The following is an 18,969-nucleotide window of genomic DNA, read 5'->3' as shown; positions in this document are numbered from 1 at the left end:
TTCGAGGTTACGGCACCGTGGGAGAACGGGGCGCACCCATGCCGTCGGACCTCTCGATGGACTGCGGCCGGACACCACCTGTGTGAACGGCCGCCACCCATGAGACGTGCGGGACGTCAGGTGATCTTCACCGGGTTCACGATGTCGGCGACCAGCACCAGCAGAGTGAAGCAGATGAAGATCCCCGCGACCACGTAGGCGACCGGCATGAGCTTCGCCACGTCGAACGGCCCGGGGTCGGGTCGCTTGAAGACCCTGGCCACGTTGCGGCGCAGGGATTCCCAGAGAGCGCCCGCGATGTGGCCGCCGTCCAGCGGGAGCAGCGGCAGCATGTTGAACAGGAACAGCGAGAGGTTGAAGCCCGCCAGCAGGAACAGCATCATCGCGATCTGGTTCTGTGCAGGGATGTCCAGGTTCATCACCTCGCCGCCGATCCTGGCCGCGCCGACCACGCCGACCGGTGAGTCGTCGGCGCGCTCGCCGTCGCTGAACGCGGCGTTCCAGAGGTCGGGGATCTTGGAGGGCAGAGCGATGATCGAATCGACGCCGTTCTCGATCATGTCGCCCATGCGGACGACCGAGTCGCCGAAGGAGAGCGGCAGGATCTCCGTCCTGGCGGCGAAGCCGAGGTAGCCGGCCTCGATGAACTCGCCGGGAACGACCTCGCCGTCGGCGTCCTTCTTGGCGACGGCGTTCTCCTCGAGCACGGCGTTCAGGGTCTGTTCCCGGCCGTCGCGCTGCACGGTGATGGTGGCGGGGCCGATCGTCTGCCGGATCTTGTCCGAGAGGGTGGCCCAGTCCTCCACCTTCTGCCCGTTGAAGGCGACGATCGTGTCACCCTCCTTGAGCCCCGCCGCCTTGGCGGGCGAGACCGGGTCGGACGCCCTGCAGGCGTCGCGGTCCTCACTCTGGTCGATCACACACTGCTGGACCCCGGCGACCTCGGTGGTCTGGGTCTGAAAGCCGAAGGTCATCGCCACGCCCATGAAGATCGCGACGGCGAGTACCAGGTTCATGAAGGGCCCGGCGAACATCACGATGACGCGCTTCCACGGCTTGCGCGTGTAGAAGAGGCGCGACTCGTCGCCGGGCTGGAGCTCCTCGAAGGCGGCGGAGCGGGCGTCCTCGATCATGCCGCGCCACGGTGAGGTGGAGCGCGCTTCGATCCGGCCGTCGGGGCCGGGGGGGAACATGCCGATCATCCGGATGTAGCCGCCCGCGGGGATGGCCTTGATGCCGTACTCGGTCTCGCCTCTCCTGCGCGACCAGACGGTCGGCCCGAAGCCGACCATGTACTGCGGCACCCTGATGCCGAAGAGCTTGGCCGTCGACAGGTGGCCCAGCTCGTGCCAGGCGATCGAGAACAGCAGACCCACGGCGAAGATGGCGATACCCAGGATCGTCATCAGGATCGTCGTCATGCTCATGCGTGCGCCTCCGCTGTCGCTTCCGCCGAGAGTTCGCGGGCCCTGGACCGGGCCCAGGTCTCCGCTTCGAGGACGTCCGCGACCGTCAGTGAAGTTCCCGTGGCGGGGGTGCCGTGTTCGGCCACCACCGCTGTGACCGTATCCATGATTCCGTTGAACGGCAGCCGTCCCGCGAGGAAGGCGTCCACGCACTCCTCGTTGGCCGCGTTGAACACCGCGGGGGCCGTGCCGCCGAGGGTGCCCACGTGCCGGGCGAGCCCGACGGAGGGGAACGCCTCGGTGTCGAGCGGGTAGAACTCCCAGCTGGAGGCCGTCGTCCAGTCGAAGGCGGGGGCCGCGTCCGGGACCCGCTCGGGCCAGCCGAGCCCGATGGCGATGGGGCCCCCCATGTCGGGCGGTGTCGCCTGAGCGAGAGTGGAGCCGTCGGTGAACTCCACCATCGAGTGAACATACGACTGGGGGTGGACCACGACCTCGATCCGGTCGAACGGGATGTCGTAGAGCAGGTGCGCCTCGATGACCTCAAGGCCCTTGTTGACCAGGGTCGCGGAGTTGACCGTGATGACCGGGCCCATGGCCCAGGTCGGGTGGGCCAGGGCCTGTTCCCGGGTCACGTGGGCCAGCTCACCCCTCGTACGTCCGCGGAACGGGCCACCGGACGCGGTCACGACGAGCTTGCGGACGTCGGCCCGCTTCCCCGCGGCGAGGGCCTGGAAGAGCGCGGCGTGCTCCGAGTCGACGGGGATGATCTGGCCGGGAGCCGCGAGCGCCTTCACCAGCGGGCCGCCGACGATCAGCGACTCCTTGTTCGCCAGGGCGAGGGTGCGGCCCGCCTTCAGGGCCGCGAGCGTGGGGGCGAGGCCGATCGAGCCGGTGATCCCGTTCAGCACGGTGTGGCAGTCGCTCGCCGCGAGCTCCGTGGCGGCGTCGGGACCGGCCAGGATCTCCGGGAGCGGCTCCCCGGCCCCGTAGACCTCACGCAGTGCGTCGCGGAGCGCCGGCACCTTGTCCCCGTCCGCGACCGCGACCGTACGCACACGCAGCTGCCGGGCCTGCTCGGCGAGGAGCCGGACCCTGCCGCCCGCGGCGGAGAGCGCGGTGACGCGGAAGCGGCCGGGGTTGCGAAGGACCAGGTCGATGGCCTGGGTGCCGATGGACCCGGTGGATCCGAGGATCACCAGATCCCGGCGGCCTTCCGCCGCGTCGAAGACGATATGCGGGTCGGCAAGGGGTGAGGGGCTGTCGCTCATGGCCCCCATTGTTGCCGCATCCGCTGTGCGCGCCGACAGGGCTCCCCCGTCCGCGCGTGCTTCAGGCCTGCCCGGCCCGGAATTTCTTCCACCGGGCGGCCGTGACGTCCTCGGGGACCCCGCCGATGTCCTGTGTGCCGAGGATCTCCCCTCGGGACGCGAGCGTGGTGGAGCCGGACCGCAGGGCGGTGAGGTATTCGTACGGTTTCAGCTTCCCCACCGCCGCCGCACCCCGTCTGCGGCCCGCCCCGTGTACCCCGAACATCCCTGCCCCTGTCTCCCGCTCGACGCGCCGGGACCCGTGTCCTGGACGCGGCCGCGGCTCGATCGTGCGGCACCCGGGCTTCAGAAACTCGTTTCGACGCCGAACTTCTCCCTCAGCCGCCGCATGTCCGCCACATCGCGCTCGGCGGGTTCGTAGCCCTGGTGGAACAGCGCCTGCTGCTCCGCGGAGATGCAGCGCACCGCGGTCGTGCCGACGGTGCCCGTGACGAAGCATTCGGCCGGGTACCGGAAGGGCTCTGCCGGGTCGAACGAGGACTGGACGGCCGACCCGTCAGCGGCGAACTCCAGCGGGTGCAGATCGATTTCGGGCCCGTCGGGATGGCTGAACACGAAACGGGCGGGGCGCCGGTCCAGTGTCTCGGCGTATCCGGCGGACTCCAGTGCCGCCACGACGACGGACTCCTGGTCGCGGATGTGCAGGAGATCGAGATCGCGGTGCGCGCGGGTCTCCTCGCCCAGCAGGGCGTCGATGCCCCACCCTCCGGCGATCACCACGTCGGTGCCCGCTTCGCGGAGCAGGGCCAGGACGGACAGGACATCGTTCCGGGACATCATGCCGGCGACCGTAGTCCGCCCCGCGCCGGAGCGCACCGTCATTCCCGGCGGGCGGTCCTCGCCACGAACTCCGCGAACTCCTCGTGGAACCCGGGGAAGGTCTTCCGTACGCAGCCGGGGTCGTCGTAGCTCATGCCGGGCGTGCGCAGGCCGGCGACGGCGAACGACATGACGATGCGGTGGTCACCGTGGGTGGCGATCTCCGTGGGTCGCGGGGTGCCGGGGTGGATCTCGATCCAGTCGGGTCCGGTGTGCACGGTGATCCCCATGCTCCGCAGGTTCTGCGCGCAGGCCTCCAGCCGGTCGCACTCCTTCACCCGGGTGTTGGCGACATCCTCGATCCGCACCGGTGAGGTCGCGAACGGCGCGATCGCCGCGAGGGTCGGCATCGTGTCGGAGATGTCGCGCATGTTGACGGTCAGGCCGGAGAGCCGGCCGGAGGACCGCACGGTCGTGGCGTCCGCGGTCGTACGCACGTCGGCGCCCATCCGGCGCAGCACGTCGGTGAAGCGCAGGTCGCCCTGGAGCGCGCCGGTGCCGAGGCCGGGGACGGTCACCTCGTTGCCCGTGAGGGCCGCCGCGGCGAAGAAGTAGCTGGCGGTGGACGCGTCGGGCTCGATCGCGTAGGTGGTGGCGCGGTAGCCGCCGGGCGGGACGGTGAAGGTGTTTCCCTCCCGGACGACCTCGACACCGAAGCTGCGCATCATCGCGAGGGTGATCTCGATGTACGGCGCCGAGACCAGCTCCGTAACGTCGATCCGCAGGCCCTCGGCGGTGAGCGGGCCGAGCATGAGCAGGGCCGTGAGGTACTGGGACGACTCCCCCGCGTCCAGGGTCAGTTCGCCGCCCTTGACGCCCGACGCCTCGACGGTGAGCGGGTGGTGGCCCTCCGCCCCTTCGTGGCGCAGGTCGACGCCGAGGGCGCGCAGGGCCTCGGTGAGGGGTGCGAGGGGGCGGCGGCGCATCTGGGCGGAGGCGTCGAAGCGGTACGTGCCGGAGGCCGCAGCGGCGGCGAGCGTCGGCAGGAAGCGCGCGGTGGTGGCCCCGTCGCGGCAGTGGACGTCGGCTTCCGCCGCGGCCGGTCCCGAGGGGCGGCCCTCGATGTGCCATCGGTCCGGCTCGCGGCTGACTCCGTAGCCGAGGCGGGTCAGCCCCTCGGTGAACCCCTCGGTGTCGTCCGAGTGCAGGGGGCGCAGAAGAGTGGTGGTGCCGTCCGCCGCGGCGGCCAGGAACAGGGCGCGGGCGGTGACGGACTTGGAGCCGGGGATGTCGATGACGGTCACGGGCGTCCATTTTGCCCTGTGGCGGACGTGCCTGCGGGGCGCGTCCAGGCAGTGGACGCGCCCCGCGGGGGTGCCGGGTTCAGCGGATGGGGCGGTGGACGTTCTCCCCGGTGGCCGGGCCGGGGGTGGCGTCGGCGATCCAGGCGCCGTCGCCGCTGGGGTCGATGACCCCCTCCTCCAGCCAGGTGTAGGTCCCGGAGAGGACTCCGTCGACGACGCGCCTGTCGATGTCGTCGGTGTTGGACCAGAGGCGGCCGAAGAGCTCCTCCACCCGGATACGGGACTGGCGGCAGAACACGTCGGCGAGCTGGTAGGCCTCGCGGCCGTGGTCGTTGTCGGCCCGCAGGTGCTCGGCCCGGACACAGGCGGCGCTCATCGCGAAGAGTTCGGCGCCGATGTCGACGATCCGGCCGAGGAAGCCCTGCTTGGTCTCCATGCGGCCCTGCCAGCGGGACATCGCGTAGAAGGTGGAACGGGCCAGCTTGCGGGCTGAGCGCTCGACGTACCGCAGGTGCGCGGAGAGGTCGGGGTGCCCGGGGACTCGGAACTCCCCGTAGGCGTTGGGCAGCTGGCCGGGGCCGCTGACCAGCTTGGGGAGCCAGCGTGCGTAGAAGCCGGCGGCGTTGGCGCCCGCCTTCGCCTTGTCGGAGAGCGGCTTGTCGGGGTCGATGATGTCGCCGGCGACCTTGAGGTGGGCGTCGACGGCCTCGCGGGCGATCAGCAGGTGCATGATCTCCGTGGATCCCTCGAAGATCCGGTTGATCCTCATGTCGCGGAGCATCTGCTCGGCCGGTACGGCGCGTTCACCGCGGGCCGCGAGCGAGGCCGCCGTCTCGAAGCCGCGTCCGCCACGGATCTGGACGAGTTCGTCGGAGATCAGCCAGCCCATCTCGGAGCCGTACAGCTTGGCCAGCGCGGCCTCGATGCGGATGTCGTTGCGGCTCTCGTCGGCCATCTGCGAGGAGAGGTCCACGACCGCCTCGAGGGCGAAGGTGGTGGCGGCGATGAAGGAGATCTTCGCGCCGACCGCCTCGTGCCGCGCGACCGCCCTGCCCCACTGCTCACGGACCGCCGACCATTCGCGGGCGATCTTCAGGGACCACTTCCCGACGCCCACGCACATGGCGGGCAGGGAGAGACGGCCGGTGTTGAGCGTGGTGAGGGCGATCTTGAGGCCGGCGCCCTCGGCGCCGATCCGGTTGGCCGCGGGCACACGGACCTGGTGGAAGCGGGTCACTCCGTTCTCGATGCCGCGCAGCCCCATGAAGGCGTTGCGGTGCTCCACGGTGATGCCCGGGGAGTCGGCCTCGACGACGAAGGCGGTGATGCCGCCCTTGTGGCCCTCGGACGCGGGGACCCGGGCCATGACGACGAGCAGGTCGGCGACGACGCCGTTGGTCGTCCAGAGCTTCACACCGTCCAGGACGTAGTCGTCGCCGTCCGGGACGGCCGAGGTCGCGAGCCGTGCCGGGTCGGATCCGACGTCGGGTTCGGTGAGGAGGAAGGCGGAGATGTCCGTGCGCGCGAGGCGGGGCAGGAAGGCGTCCTTCTGCTCCTGCGTGCCGAACATCTTCAGCGGCTGGGGTACGCCGATGGACTGGTGGGCGGAGAGCAGCGCGCCGATCGAGGGGTTGGCCGAGCCGGCCAGTGCGAGCGCCTTGTTGTAGTAGACCTGGGTCAGGCCCAGGCCTCCGTACTTGGTCTCGATCTTCATGCCGAGGGCGCCGAGTTCCTTGAGGCCGTTGATCACCTCGTCGGGGATCCGGGCCTCGCGCTCGATGCGGGCGCCGTCGACCTCGGTCTCGCAGAATTCGCGCAGTCTGGCGAGGAAGGCCTCGCCGCGCCGTACGTCGTCCGGGGCGGGCTGGGGGTGGGGGTGGATCAGGTCCAGCCGGAAGCGTCCGAGGAAGAGTTCCTTGGCGAAACTCGGCTTGCGCCAGTCCTGTTCACGGGCGGCCTCGGCCACCTGCCGCGCTTCGCGCTCGGTGACTTTGGGGGCCTGGGGGATGTCGGATGGGGCGGACATGAGGAGCTCACCTCGCCGCGAGTCGGGATATGGGTCGGGCCGTACGCGTGCCGATCAGTACCACTCGTCCGTATCTACCCGATCTGCGCCACCCCCACCACCTCTGCGGCAGTCCCCCGGAGGCAGGGGGAGGCGGCCGGATCCCTCGCACAGCGGGCGGCTGTCTCCACCCGGGCCCGTGGTGGCACCCGCCTCCGCCTTCCGCCGGAACACCCGCCCGAGGGGCTGGTGCCCCTGTCCTCGGGCCGGGCCCCGCCGCCCGCCCCCCGCTGCGGACGACACGGCGCGGCACGGCAGGGCGCGGCACGGTGTGTGGCACCGCACGGCGGGCGGAGCGCTCACCGCGCTCCTCCCCGGGAACCGGCGGGCTGCCGGAACCGGAAACCGGCCGGGACCGCTCCGCCGGTCGGGCGACCTCGTCCTCGTCGCCGAGAGGGGTCCGGGCCGCGTGGGCGGAGGGCCGGACGGCAGTTCGCGGACGGTGCTCACGACCCGGCCGGGACCGGCAGGTTGCGGCTGCGGCTGGGCTCGGTGCCTCCATGACGCGCGCCTCCGGGTGAGCCCGACGTCGCGCCTTCGCGTGAGCCCGACGTCACGGGATCCGCGTGAGCCCGACGTCACGGATTCCGCATGAGCCCGACGTCACGGGAGAGGACCGCCCAGGGCCGTGCGGGCCGAGGGCGGTCCTCCGGGGATGTGCCTCAGTCGAAGACGTATGTGGTGCCCAGGACCGCCGCGTGCTCCAGCACGTCCTCCAGGGGGTCGTCGATCTGCCCGGTCTGGATGAGACCCACGCGGGGCGCGTTGTGCGAATTGGTGTGCGTCTCGTCGGCGTAGGCCGACCCGGCGGACAGTCCGGCGGCCAGCAGGGCGGCGCAGCCCCCGATGATTCCTCGGAGCAGCGACCGGTTCCGGTGTGACTTCACGTGGTGACCTCGTCTTCTTCTTATCGGATGTGTCGACCTGTTAATCGCCTTAACCGCTGGATGCGCCCGAGGTCACGGGAGATCTCCCGGCTGGGAGCCGGAGCTCCGGCCCCGCCGTGCCCGGGCGCCCCGTCACGAGGCCGGGGTGTACTGCACGATGGCGTCCTCGCACGGTCCTTCGGCGAACACCTTCAGCGCCTCCATCTCCGGATTGTCGGCGGTGAGCTGCCAGCGGAGCTTCGTCGTCACCCACTCCCCCACATAGCGGCAGTGCGCTTCCGGAACAGGCGGGATCCACTCGGCCGGATCCTGTTCGGCCTTCTGCCGGTTCACGCGGGCAGTCACCACGACCAGCGAGGCCGACCCTCCCTGGTCGTTCGCGTACGCCTCGCGCCGGGCCGCGCTCCAGGCGGAAGCGCCGGAGTCCCAGGCCTCCGCGAGCGGCACCGTATGGGCCGTGTCCAGGGCGTCGGAGCCGGTCACCTCCTGGCCGTCGTAGTACGACTGCCAGGTTCCGCCGGTCAGCTCGCACCCGGAGGCCACGGCCGGGGCCTTGACCGCCTCGGCGAGCAGCACCTCGTTGCGGGTGTCACAGCCGTCGGAGGGGAGATCGCCCGAGTTCCAGTGCTTGAAGTGCGAGGGGGCGTAGCCGGTCCTGTTCTCCTCGACGACCTTGACCAGGCCGACGGCGTCGGCGAGCGAGGTCACCACGGCGGCCTGCGACCCCTGAGGAGCCTGGGCGGCCTGCGCCGGAGCGGTGGCGGCGAACGGGATCAGAGCGAGGACGAGCGCGCCGGAGCCGCGCAGAAGGTTCTTGATCACTCCCGCGTTCTACCGGCAGTCCGGCCGCCGGTGGACACCCGACGGCGTTCTCTCACCCGCACGAATGCCGAAGTTCACCGCAGGAACGATTCGCGGACACGCCGGCCGGTCGCGGACATGCCGGCCGGGCCGCGGGCGGGAACCGCCATCCGGCCGCCGGGGATTACCCGTCCGGCCGCCGGAAGGTTGCCGGTCGGCCCTCAGGGAACCTCCGTCCGGCAGGCAGGACCGACGGAGCGGCCGGAGCCCCCGCACACGGGCTCCGGCCGCTCCGTCGCGGTGACCGGGCTACAGAGCCAGGCCGGTGAGGACCAGCACCCGCTCGTAGGTGTAGTCGTCCATGGCGTAGCGCACTCCCTCGCGGCCCACTCCGGACTGCTTGGCGCCGCCGTACGGCATCTGGTCGGCGCGGTAGGAGGGCACGTCGCCGATGACCACACCGCCCACCTCCAGGGCCCGGTGGGCACGGAAGGCGGTCTGCAGGTCGTGGGTGAAGACGCCCGCCTGCAGTCCGTACTTGGAGTCGTTGGCGGCGGCGAAGGCCTCGGCCTCGCCGTGCGTCTTCTGGACGTACAGGACCGGGCCGAAGACCTCCTCGCGGGCGATCGTCGTGTCGTCGGGCAGGCCGGTGAGGACCGTCGGGGCGTAGGTTGCGCCGTCGCGCTTGCCGCCGGTCAGCAGGGTGGCGCCCGCGGTGACGGCCTCGTCGACCCAGGACTCGACCCGGCGGGCGGCGTCCTCGCTGACGAGCGGGCCGACGTCGGTGGCGGCGTCGGAGGGGTCACCGGTCACGAGCGCCTCGACGGCCGCGACGATCTTCGGGACGAGCCGGTCGTGGACGGTGGCGTCGGCGATGACGCGCTGCACCGAGATGCAGGACTGGCCGCCCTGGTAGTTGGAGAAGGTCGCGATGCGTGTCGCGGCCCAGTCGAGGTCCTCCTCGGAGGACCAGTCGCCGAGGACGACGGCCGCTCCGTTGCCTCCGAGTTCCAGGGTGCAGTGCTTGCGCGGCACCGATTCCATGATCGAGTAGCCGACCGGGCCGGACCCGGTGAAGGAGATCACCGGCAGCCGCTCGTCCTGGACCAGGGCGGGCATCTTGTCGTTGGGCACGGTCAGCACGGACCAGGACCCCGCCGGGAGGTCCGTCTCGGCCAGCAGCTCACCCAGGATCAGGGACGAGATCGGGGTGGCCGGAGCGGGCTTCAGGATGATCGGCGCACCGACAGCGATGGCCGGGGCGACCTTGTGGGCACTCAGGTTGAGCGGGAAGTTGAAGGGCGCGATGCCGAGGACCGGACCGCGCGGGAAGCGCCGGGTCAGCCCGAGACGGCCGGTCCCGCCGGCGTCGGTGTCCAGCCGCTGGGCCTCGCCGCCGTTGAAGCGACGGGCCTCCTCGGCGGCGAAACGGAAGACGGAGACGGCCCGGCCGACCTCGCCGCGGGCCCACTTGACGGGCTTGCCGTTCTCGGCGGAGATCAGCTGGGCGATCTCCTCGGTGCGCTCGGTGAGGCGGCGTACGACGTGGTCGAGCGCGGCGGCCCGTACGTGCGCCGGGGTCGCGGCGAACTCCTCGCGCACGGCGTACGCGGCGGCGACGGCCTCCTCGACCTGGGCGTCGGTGGGCACGGAGACCGTGCCGACGAGACGTCCGTCCCAGGAGTTGGTGACGTCGAAGCTGTCCTCGCCGGTGGCCTGGCGGCCGGCCAGCCAGAAGGCGTGGGTGGAAGTCATGGCGGTTCCGGCCCTTCGGGGGTGGTGAACGACGATCGCCGGGCGCCGCGCGGGCACCCTTCGGCCCCACCGTAGGGCGACCCGGCGCGGATGAGGCTTGTCCGCCGTGGAGTGGAACGGAGGGCCGGTACGCCGGATTGTCGTAGCGGTACCGGGCTTACTGGGTTCCGGAGGAGGCGGCCGTCGCCTTCAGTGCCAGCCACAGCTCCATACGGACGTCCGGGTCGTCCAGCGAGCGGCCCAGGATCTCCTCGACCCGGCGCATCCGGTAGCGCAGCGTGTGGCGGTGGACGCCCAGGTCGGCTGCGGCGGCGTCCCACTGGCCGTGTCTGGAGAGCCAGGCACTCAGCGAGGCGACCAGGTCGCCCCGGCCCTTCGCGTCGTGCTCCTGCAACGGTCGCAGCATCCCGTCGGCGAAGGCCCGTACGGCGTCGTCGGCGAGGAGCGGCAGCACGGACCCGGCCGCGAGTTCCTCGTGCTCGACGAGGGCCCTGCCCCGGCGGCGGGCGACCGAGAGGGCCTGTTCCGCCTGTTTGTACGCGGCGGAGACGGCGATCGGACCGGCGGGGGCGGACATGCCGACGACCACGTCGGAGTCCTCGGCCCCGGTCTCGCGCACCGGCCGCTCGTCCGTGGCGTGCGCGTGCGCCGCGCAGGCGGCGACCGCGGCGCCGTCGTCGACGGCCAGCACCACGAGACGTTCTCCCTCGGGCACCATCAGCAGGGTCTCGCCGGACCGGGAGGCCGCGGCCTCCATGGCCTCCGAGAGCAGCTCCGTCCCCGAGGGCGCCGGCGCCTCGGCGATCAGCAGCCGGAAGGGGGCGTCGAGCAGCGCGCCGTACAGGTCGCCGGCGACGGCCCGGGCGTGGTCGGACTCGCCGGCCAGCAGCATCCTCAGGACCGCGGCGCCGAGGCGCTGCTCCGCGCCCTGGAGCGAGCGGGAGCGGGCCGTGGTCAGGGTCAGCAGGGCGACCGCTGAGTGGACCGCGTAGCGCTCGGCCGTTCCGAGCGCCGCCCCGGTGCCCACGGCCAGCGCACCACGGTTCCGGCGGCCCGTGCCCAGTGACTGGAGTTCGACCCGGTCGTCGCTCTCGCTGTCGCCGACGACCGCGCTGGCCGGGGCGGAGCGGTCCCGGAGCCGCTCCACCTCCGGTGTGAGCCGGGCGGCCCGGCGGGCGGCCCAGTCGGGCGCGGCGGCGACGACGGCGCCCGAGGAGTCGTACAGCGCGGCCCATCCGTCGACGTGCGCGGCGAGGCGCGTGAGCAGCTCCCGCGGGCCGTCCCCGGCGACCGCGGCCCTGGTCAGTTCCCGCTGGGCCTCGAAGCCGGCGGTGACCGATCTGTACTGGTCGGCGGCGATCGCCGCCGACACCGCCTTGCTGATCGCGAGGAACGGCGTGCGCCGGGGGACTTCCAGGAGCGGCAGCCCGGCTTCCTCGGCGGCGTCCACGAGTGCGGGCGGGATCTCCTCGTAGGTGACACCTACGCCGAAGCCGATCCCCGCGACCCCTGCGCCGACCAGCCGCTGCACGTACCGGCGCATCGTCCCCGGATCCCTGGCGTCCAGATTGGTGGCGGTGACGAGGAGCAGCTCACCGCCGTCCATGTACGGGACGGGGTCGGCGAGCTCACTGGCGTGCGCCCAGCGCACGGGCGTGCCGAGCCGGTCGGCGCCCGCCCGGACGGCGAGTTTGAGCGCCGAGTGCTGGACGAGCGAGGCGAGAGTGGGGGGCATGGGACCGCCGGACCTCTGGGAGTCGATGGCGCCGCCCGTGCGGACGGCTCGATTGGCCGGCCTGCTCGGACGGCTCGAAATACGCCGCCCCGTACAGACGGTCGGGGTCAATTCTGCCAGGGCGGCAGGGTCCCCGTAACCCGCGCTCAGCCGCCCAGCTCGACGAGGAGCGGGGGCGCGTGCTCGCCGTCCACCGTGGTCAGCGACAGGACCGCGTGACCTGCGGGCAGTTGGTACGCCAGCTCCGAGGCGGACCAGCGCTCCCGCTCGACCCGCCGAACGGTCACGGCGTCCCTGGTCACGGCCTTGCCGGTGACGAGCTTGCGCAGGCCGTGCAGGGCGCGGGTGAACGGCTGGTCGGCGAAGACCGCGTGCTGGGCGACCTCCCGGGTCTCCACCCACTCCTTGCCCCAGACCTCGGCGAAGCGCTTGCCGTCCCAGGTGGTGACCCCGGAGAAGGCCATGCAGCAGCCGACCGCACCCAGCAGCGCGGTGTGCAGTCCCTCGGGGACGTCGTCGACGGTGCGCAGCGTCAGGACGGCTCCCGCGTTGACCGACCGCAGCCGCCGGATGCCCCGGACGGTCTCCGCGGTGACGGTGTTCGTGGCGTCGTCCAGGACCAGGCAGACGAAGAGCGACCGGTCGGTGCGGGCGGCGGCGACGGCCGTGAACTGGGCGAGGACGAGGCGGGCAAGCAGTCGTGAGGCCTCGGCGTGCGCCCGCTCCGGAAGGTCGATCCTGACCCTGAGCGGCAGGTGCTCCAGGGAACGCAGCGAGAAGGGCCTGGCCTCGTCCCCGGTGGAGAAGAACGGCGCGAACGCGGGCCGGTCGAGCAGCGCGATCCGGTCTGCGAGCACCGGACCGGGATCTCCGGCTCCGCCCTTCTGCCGGGTGCGGGCCTCCAGCTCGCGCAGCATCGCCTGGTGGCCGCCCACCGCGAGCGCCTCCCGCAGGGCGTCGACCGCGCCGAGGTCGCCGTCCAGGAGTTCCCGGAGCGCGGGCACCCCGGGGAAGTGCCCGTGGACGACACGGTAGGGGCCTAGCAGCTGCGCCAGCACGGTCGCGGCGCGCCGGCTGTCCATGTGCGTCACATCGCCGACCAGCCCTTCCGCGAGCACACTCGCCGCCTCGTCCGGGTCGGTCGTGCCCCCGTACAGGTCGAAGTCGTGCACGGAGGCCGGGTCACCGATCCGCACCACGACGTCGAACGCGTCGTCCGGACCGAGCTCACCCCCGGCGCCGCCGACGGCGAGCACCGCGGCCCGGCCGGCGAGTGCCTGCAGTGCGAGCGACTCGACGACCGGCCGCACCAGTCGCGCGGACTTCCCGGCGCCCGGCGGGCCGACCGCGAGCAGCGAGGTCCCCAGGAGGGCGGGCTCCAGGGCGACGCCGGACCCACGTCGGGCGTACGGGTTGTGCGGGTCGTCGGCGCAGGTGCCCAGGCGGACCTGGCCGGTGAGCAGATCGTGCCGGGCGGTGCGGCGCGGCAGGTCGCGGGCTCCCGAGGGGTGGAGCGCGGCGGCTCCGCCGGTGCGCAGGACGGCCTCGTCGAGCGCGGCGAGGCGCTCCGGGTGCCCCCGGCCCACGCTCCACGCGTGGCGCAGCCGCGCGACGTCGACATCGTTCATCCGGCCGGTGCGCACCTCGGCGGCGAGAGCCTCGGCGGCGTCCGTCCGGCCCGCCGCGCGGAGCTCCGGCCACTGCTCGGGGGTGGGGGCGTCGGGGGCGTCGGCCGGAGCCCGGGGCTCCGTGGGTGCGCCCTTCCCGAACCGGTCGGCCAGCGGTCCGCGCCAGCGGCCGAGGAGCGCGAACGGCCAGAGCACCCCGAGGGCGATCAGGGCGTAGATCACGTTGACGACGGCCTGGCTCTGGTAGATCTCGCCGCCCGCCACCGAGGCGACGAGGATCAGGACGGGCCGGACGAGCGGCACGGCGTCCTTCCACACGAGGAGCTCGGCGAGGGCCGCTCCCGCGGCGGTGGCCAGTCCGAGGAAGGGCTGCCCACGGCCGGCGACATGGCGCCGGAAGATCTCGGACCAGTTGCCCAGGCGTCCGCATCCGTAGACGAGGAGCCCGAAGAGGACGGCCTCGTAGACGGTGAGGGCGTCGGCGCCCTCGATCGTCCGGGGTCCTCCGAACGTACCGGCGTACCACCAGTCGCCGGGGGTGAACAGCTTCAGCGGGACGAGCCGGTAGGGGATGTAGCCGTTGCGCCAGAGGGACCACAGGAGCAGTCCGCTGAGTACGGAGATGAGCACGCCGACCAGCAGCGAGCGGTCGGACACCCCCTCGGGCTTCTCCGGCGGGCGCGGGGTGTGCCCGTAGCGCCATACGCCCGGTTCCCGCACCGGGCGCGGGGTGCGCAGCCATTCCTCGACCCCCGCGTCCCCCGCCGGGGCGTGCCGGGGGGCCGGGGCGTAGGCGGGAGGCGGTGGTGCCGCGGGCGGTGGCCCGGCGGGCCGGTGCGTGCCCGTACCCCGTGCGTCGTACGTGCCTTCGGTGTCCATGAACCGCTGCCCCCTGACCAGCCAGGTCCCGCCTTCTGCACCGGCCAATCTAGTGCCCGGGCACCGGGAGTTCAGCCATGTGGCCGTATGACCCGGCGGGGGCGTCGTCCGATGGCCCCGCGGGGCCATCTGTCCGCCACGGACAAGGACACGCCCACATCACTCCCGATCGGAGCATGACCGCTGCCCTCACCCGCCCCTAGCCTGCAGAAACAGAAGCGTCCGAAACACCCCCAGGAGCCCCGCATGTCCGACATCCCGCAGGAGCGCCGCGTCGTCACCGCCATCCCCGGCCCGAAGTCGGCGGAGCTGCAGGCCCGCCGTGTCGCGGCGGTCGCCGCAGGTGTGGGCTCCACGCTGCCGGTCTTCACCGCCCGGGCGGGCGGCGGAATCATCGAGGACGTGGACGGCAACCGGCTGATCGACTTCGGTTCCGGTATCGCCGTCACCTCGGTCGGCGCCTCCGCGGAGGCGGTCGTGCGCCGTGCCTCGGCGCAGCTCGCCGACTTCACCCACACCTGTTTCATGGTCACGCCGTACGAGGGGTACGTCGAGGTCTGCGAGCAGCTCGCCGAACTGACGCCGGGCGACCACGCGAAGAAGTCCGCGCTGTTCAACTCGGGTGCCGAGGCGGTCGAGAACGCGGTGAAGATCGCCCGTGCCTACACGAAGCGCACCGCGGTCGTCGTCTTCGACCACGGCTACCACGGCCGCACCAACCTCACCATGGGCATGACGGCGAAGAACATGCCGTACAAGCAGGGCTTCGGCCCGTTCGCACCCGAGGTGTACCGCGTGCCGGTGGCGTACGGCTACCGCTGGCCGACCGGCGCCGAGAACGCCGGCGCCGAGGCGTCCGCGCAGGCCATCGACGAGATCACCAAGCAGATCGGCGCGGACAACGTCGCCGCGATCATCATCGAGCCGCTGCTCGGCGAGGGCGGCTTCATCGAGCCGGCCAAGGGTTTCCTCCCGGCGATCGCGCAGTTCGCGAAGGACAACGGCATCGTCTTCGTCGCGGACGAGATCCAGTCCGGCTTCTGCCGCACCGGTCAGTGGTTCGCCTGTGAGGACGAGGGCATCGTGCCGGACCTGATCACGACCGCCAAGGGCATCGCGGGCGGCCTCCCGCTCTCCGCGGTGACCGGTCGCGCCGAGATCATGGACGCCGCACACGCCGGCGGCCTCGGCGGGACGTACGGCGGCAACCCGGTGGCCTGCGCGGGCGCGCTCGGCGCCATCGAGACGATGCGCGAGCTGGACCTGAACGGCAAGGCCAAGCGCATCGAGGAGGTCATGAAGGGCCGCCTCGCCGAGATGCGGTCGAAGCTCCCGAACGGCGACATCATCGGGGACATCCGCGGCCGCGGCGCCATGATCGCGATCGAGCTGGTGAAGTCCGGCTCGAAGGAGCCCGACGCGGCCGCCGCGGGGGCACTGGCCAAGGCCTGCCACGCCGAAGGCCTGCTGGTGCTGACGTGTGGCACCTACGGCAACGTCCTGCGCTTCCTGCCGCCGCTCGTCATCGGCGAGGACCTGCTGAACGAGGGCCTGGACATCATCGAGCAGGCGTTCGCGCGGCTCTGACGCGTGCGAATCATCCGGCGGCCGGACGTCGTTCCAGACGGCGGCGACCGGCGGCCGGGTGAGGGTGTGTGAAGAAGGTGTGCGAGGGCGATGGCGGGATACCGTTGTCACTTCCGGTGCCTCCTTCCCCTGACGTACGGTTTTCCCAGATGAGAGAAACACCCCGCCCGCAGGGGACTGCGGGTGATGCCGGGCCGGGGCTCCCCCAGTGCCGTCCCGGCCGTGCCATCGCGCACACCGCTGGAGCTTCGGGCTCCGGGACTCCTCACCGATCGGATGGCCGCCCGCCCCACACCCCCCGGGGCGCGCGGCAAACCGATCCGACCGGCCACCTCGGAACAATCCCCCCTGTTCCCCGGTGGCCGGTTCTTCTCGTTGCCACGGCCGCGGCTCTCCTGGCGGTCCTCCTCGTGATCACCTGGCAGGTCCTGGCCGACGGCCCGCTGCTGGATCCGGACGAGCGCCTCGGTCTGGAGCTGGCGGGGCGGGGCCCCGCCCCCCTCACGGAGCTGTTCGCCGATCTCGGGAACACGCAGGTCGCCGTTCCCGTGCTGGCGTGCGCGGTCCTCGTCGCCTGGTTCCGCCGCGCCCGGCGCGCGGCGCTGTACGCCGTCCTGACCATGGCCGCGGTACCGGCGCTCGTCGTCCCGCTCAAGCTGTGGACGGACCGCCAGGGTCCGCTGACCGAGGCGACGGGCTACTACCCGTCGGGCCACACGACCACGGCGATGGTGGCCTACGGGGCCGCGGCGCTGCTGCTGGCCCCGTACCTGAAGCGGTCATGGGTGACGCTCGTCGCCGCCGTCCTGCTCACGGCGGCGACGAGCGTCGGTCTGGTGCTGCGCGGCTACCACTGGCCTCTGGACGTGGTGGCCGGCTGGTGCCTGAGCGGGGTGCTCCTTCTCACCCTGCGGGCGGGCGCCGGGAGCGGTCAGCGCCCGAAGTAGGCGTCGAAGTTCTTCGAGAACTCCCAGTTGTTGAAGCGGTCCCAGTTGATGGACCAGGTCATCAGCCCGCGCAGCCCCGTCCAGGTGCCGTGTGTCTGGTACGAGCCGCAGTCGGTCTTCTTCGTCAGGCAGTTGAGCGCCTTGGTGACCTCGGCCGGAGAGGTGTGGCCGTTGCCGGCCTGGGTGGACGCCGGGAGACCGAAGGCGACCTGCTCGGGTCGCAGCGCCGGGAAGACCTTGGTCCGGTCACCCGCCACGGGGAAGCCGGTGAGCAGCATGTCGGTCATGGCGATGTGGAAGTCGGCGCCGCCCATGGAGTGGTACTGGTTGTCCAGGCCCATGATCGAGCCCGAGTTGTAGTCCTGGACGTGCAGCAGGGTGAGGTCGTCGCGCAGGGCGTGGATGACGGGCAGGTAGGCACCGGCGCGCGGGTCCTGGCCGCCCCAGGGGCCCGATCCGTAGTACTGGTAGCCGAGCTGCACGAAGAAGGTCTCGGGCGCCATGGTGAGGACGAAGTCTTCGCCGTACTTGGCCTTGAGCGACTTCACCGCGGAGATCAGGTTGACGATGACGGGGGTGGTCGGGCTGCGGAAGTCGGTGTCACCGGTGTTCAGCGAGAGCGAGTGCCCCTCGAAGTCGATGTCCAGGCCGTCGAGACCGTAGGTGTCGATGATCTTGGACACGGACGAGACGAAGGTGTCGCGGGCGGCGGTGGAGGCGAGCTGCACCTGACCGTTCTGGCCGCCGATCGATATCAGCACCTTCTTCCCCGCGGCCTGCTTGGCCTTGACGGCGGCCTTGAAGTCCGCCTCGCTCTCCACGCCGGGACATTCGGCGACCGGGCAGAGCGAGAACCGTATGTCCCCGGAGGTGACGGACGTGGGCTCGCCGAAGGCGAGGTTGATGACGTCCCACGAGTCGGGGACGTCGGCCATCCGCGTGTAGCCGGAGCCGTTGGCGAAGCTGGAGTGGAGGTATCCGACGAGTGCGCGTGCCGGGAGGCCGCCGTCGTTCCCGCCCGAGCCGCCGGTGGCCGTGGTGACGGTGACGGCCGCCGACTTCGCCGACTCGCCGGCGGCGTTGACCGCGGCGACCTGGAAGCTGTAGGCGGACGACGCGGCGAGCCCCGTCACGGTCGCCGAGGTGCCGGTGGTGTCCAGGACCTTCGTACCGCCGCGGTACACGCGGTAGCCGGTGGCTCCGGCGGACGCGGTCCAGGACAGCGGGACGGCCGAGGCGGTGGCCGTGCCTGCCCGCAGCCCGGTGGGGGTGGCGGGGACGGCGACGGGGTCGCCCCCGGGGCCCGTCAGGGTCAGGTCGTCGGCGTAGTAGGCGGGGGTGCCGTACCAGCCGTGGGTGTAGACCGTCACCGATGTGGTCGCGGGCCCGGTCCGGAAGGTGGTGGTGAGCTGCTTGTACGCACCGGCGGACTGGGTCCAGGTGGAGACGTCGGTGGTCCCGGTGCCGGATGCCCCCAGGTAGACGTAGCTGCCCTGCACCCACGCGCCGAGCGTGTAGGAGGAGTCGGGCTTCACCGTCACCGTCTGGGAGCACCGGGCGTTGTCGCTGCCCGCCGGTGTCGCCTTCAGGGCCGAAGTCCCGCTGTGCACGGGCGTACTGACGGCCGCGCCGCTGCCGCCGGTGCAGCTCCAGCCGTCCAGCCCCGCCTCGAAGCCGCCGTTTCGCGCCAGGTCGGCGTCGGCCGCCCCGGCGGCCGGCGCCGTGACGGCCAGAGCGCCGGCGGCGAGCACGACGGCGGAGGAGACTGCCAGGAGTCCGGACAAACGGGTGGGTGGTCCGGTGCGGGATCCGGTGCGTTCCACAACAGCCTCCGTGCGAGGGGGAATTGAGCGGTGCGCACAACATGGTCCAGACCAATGTGGTT

14 protein-coding genes are annotated in these 18,969 nt (G+C 72.0%); 2 read left to right on the top strand and 12 right to left on the bottom strand.

The annotated features are described in order from the left end of the window. Positions 1 to 116: 116 nt before the first annotated feature. The 11 genes from HED23_RS08295 to HED23_RS08245 form a co-directional block, all read right to left on the bottom strand. Positions 117 to 1,427 carry a M50 family metallopeptidase gene (locus HED23_RS08295; protein WP_203182759.1) on the bottom strand — a complete coding sequence of 437 codons (1,311 nt, stop codon included), beginning with the start codon at positions 1,425 to 1,427 and terminating at the stop codon, positions 117 to 119. Next, complete coding sequence (gene dxr / locus HED23_RS08290; RefSeq protein ID WP_203182758.1) at positions 1,424 to 2,686, bottom strand: 1-deoxy-D-xylulose-5-phosphate reductoisomerase; 1,263 nt, start codon at positions 2,684 to 2,686, stop codon at positions 1,424 to 1,426. The genes HED23_RS08295 and dxr overlap by 4 nt, the downstream gene beginning before the upstream one ends. 52 nt (positions 2,687 to 2,738) lie before the next feature. Further along, the gene (locus HED23_RS08285; protein ID WP_203182757.1) at positions 2,739 to 2,942 is read right to left on the bottom strand and encodes a hypothetical protein; all 204 of its coding nucleotides are present in this window, start codon (positions 2,940 to 2,942) and stop codon (positions 2,739 to 2,741) included. A gap of 80 nt (positions 2,943 to 3,022) precedes the next feature. After that, positions 3,023 to 3,517, bottom strand: a complete 495-nt coding sequence (locus HED23_RS08280) for a nucleotidyltransferase domain-containing protein (protein ID WP_238441875.1) — start codon at positions 3,515 to 3,517, stop codon at positions 3,023 to 3,025. A 38-nt stretch (positions 3,518 to 3,555) separates the two neighbouring features. After that, entirely contained in the window at positions 3,556 to 4,800 is a 1,245-nt protein-coding gene (aroA, locus tag HED23_RS08275; RefSeq protein ID WP_203182755.1) for a 3-phosphoshikimate 1-carboxyvinyltransferase, read from the bottom strand. A 79-nt stretch (positions 4,801 to 4,879) separates the two neighbouring features. Further along, positions 4,880 to 6,826: an acyl-CoA dehydrogenase family protein gene (locus tag HED23_RS08270; RefSeq protein ID WP_203182754.1), complete on the bottom strand. Its 1,947-nt coding sequence runs from the start codon at positions 6,824 to 6,826 to the stop codon at positions 4,880 to 4,882. 701 nt (positions 6,827 to 7,527) lie between these two features. Continuing rightward, positions 7,528 to 7,716 carry a hypothetical protein gene (locus tag HED23_RS08265; protein WP_386468654.1) on the bottom strand — a complete coding sequence of 63 codons (189 nt, stop codon included), beginning with the start codon at positions 7,714 to 7,716 and terminating at the stop codon, positions 7,528 to 7,530. Positions 7,717 to 7,884: 168 nt separating this feature from the next. Continuing rightward, positions 7,885 to 8,574, bottom strand: a complete 690-nt coding sequence (locus HED23_RS08260; RefSeq protein ID WP_203182753.1) for a DUF1524 domain-containing protein — start codon at positions 8,572 to 8,574, stop codon at positions 7,885 to 7,887. 288 nt (positions 8,575 to 8,862) lie between these two features. Continuing rightward, complete coding sequence (locus tag HED23_RS08255) at positions 8,863 to 10,308, bottom strand: aldehyde dehydrogenase family protein (RefSeq protein ID WP_203182752.1); 1,446 nt, start codon at positions 10,306 to 10,308, stop codon at positions 8,863 to 8,865. Positions 10,309 to 10,465: 157 nt separating this feature from the next. Further along, positions 10,466 to 12,043 (bottom strand): PucR family transcriptional regulator, encoded by a 1,578-nt coding sequence (locus tag HED23_RS08250; RefSeq protein WP_203182751.1) that lies wholly within the window; start codon positions 12,041 to 12,043, stop codon positions 10,466 to 10,468. Between the two features lie 146 nt (positions 12,044 to 12,189). Further along, positions 12,190 to 14,550 (bottom strand): ATP/GTP-binding protein, encoded by a 2,361-nt coding sequence (locus tag HED23_RS08245; protein WP_203182750.1) that lies wholly within the window; start codon positions 14,548 to 14,550, stop codon positions 12,190 to 12,192. Between the two features lie 246 nt (positions 14,551 to 14,796). Between HED23_RS08245 and gabT the strand changes: the two genes are divergently transcribed. Both gabT and HED23_RS08235 read left to right on the top strand, forming a co-directional pair. After that, positions 14,797 to 16,137, top strand: coding sequence for a 4-aminobutyrate--2-oxoglutarate transaminase (gabT, locus tag HED23_RS08240; protein ID WP_203182749.1), 1,341 nt, complete (start codon positions 14,797 to 14,799; stop codon positions 16,135 to 16,137). A 410-nt stretch (positions 16,138 to 16,547) separates the two neighbouring features. Then, complete coding sequence (locus HED23_RS08235) at positions 16,548 to 17,084, top strand: phosphatase PAP2 family protein (RefSeq protein WP_238441874.1); 537 nt, start codon at positions 16,548 to 16,550, stop codon at positions 17,082 to 17,084. On the opposite strand, the gene HED23_RS08230 is transcribed toward HED23_RS08235, so the two are convergent. Further along, entirely contained in the window at positions 17,069 to 18,907 is a 1,839-nt protein-coding gene (locus HED23_RS08230; RefSeq protein WP_203182747.1) for a chitinase, read from the bottom strand. The genes HED23_RS08235 and HED23_RS08230 overlap by 16 nt on opposite strands. Positions 18,908 to 18,969 lie beyond the last annotated feature (62 nt).

The organism is Streptomyces pratensis (assembly GCF_016804005.1).
Classification (GTDB): Bacteria; Actinomycetota; Actinomycetes; order Streptomycetales; family Streptomycetaceae; genus Streptomyces; species Streptomyces pratensis_A.
The sequence above is the reverse complement of the archived record's forward strand: the minus strand, read 5'-3'. Positions and strand labels throughout refer to the sequence as shown.

Excerpts from the sequence above, each read along its gene's own strand:
- HED23_RS08250 (WP_203182751.1), bottom strand. The coding sequence starts at position 12,043 with ATGCCCCCCACTCTCGCCTCGCTCGTCCAGCACTCGGCGCTCAAACTC.
- gabT (WP_203182749.1), top strand. The coding sequence starts at position 14,797 with ATGTCCGACATCCCGCAGGAGCGCCGCGTCGTCACCGCCATCCCCGGC.
- HED23_RS08280 (WP_238441875.1), bottom strand. The coding sequence starts at position 3,517 with ATGATGTCCCGGAACGATGTCCTGTCCGTCCTGGCCCTGCTCCGCGAA.
- HED23_RS08255 (WP_203182752.1), bottom strand. The coding sequence starts at position 10,308 with ATGACTTCCACCCACGCCTTCTGGCTGGCCGGCCGCCAGGCCACCGGC.
- HED23_RS08285 (WP_203182757.1), bottom strand. The coding sequence starts at position 2,942 with ATGTTCGGGGTACACGGGGCGGGCCGCAGACGGGGTGCGGCGGCGGTG.
- dxr (WP_203182758.1), bottom strand. The coding sequence starts at position 2,686 with ATGGGGGCCATGAGCGACAGCCCCTCACCCCTTGCCGACCCGCATATC.
- HED23_RS08245 (WP_203182750.1), bottom strand. The coding sequence starts at position 14,550 with ATGGACACCGAAGGCACGTACGACGCACGGGGTACGGGCACGCACCGG.
- HED23_RS08270 (WP_203182754.1), bottom strand. The coding sequence starts at position 6,826 with ATGTCCGCCCCATCCGACATCCCCCAGGCCCCCAAAGTCACCGAGCGC.
- HED23_RS08295 (WP_203182759.1), bottom strand. The coding sequence starts at position 1,427 with ATGAGCATGACGACGATCCTGATGACGATCCTGGGTATCGCCATCTTC.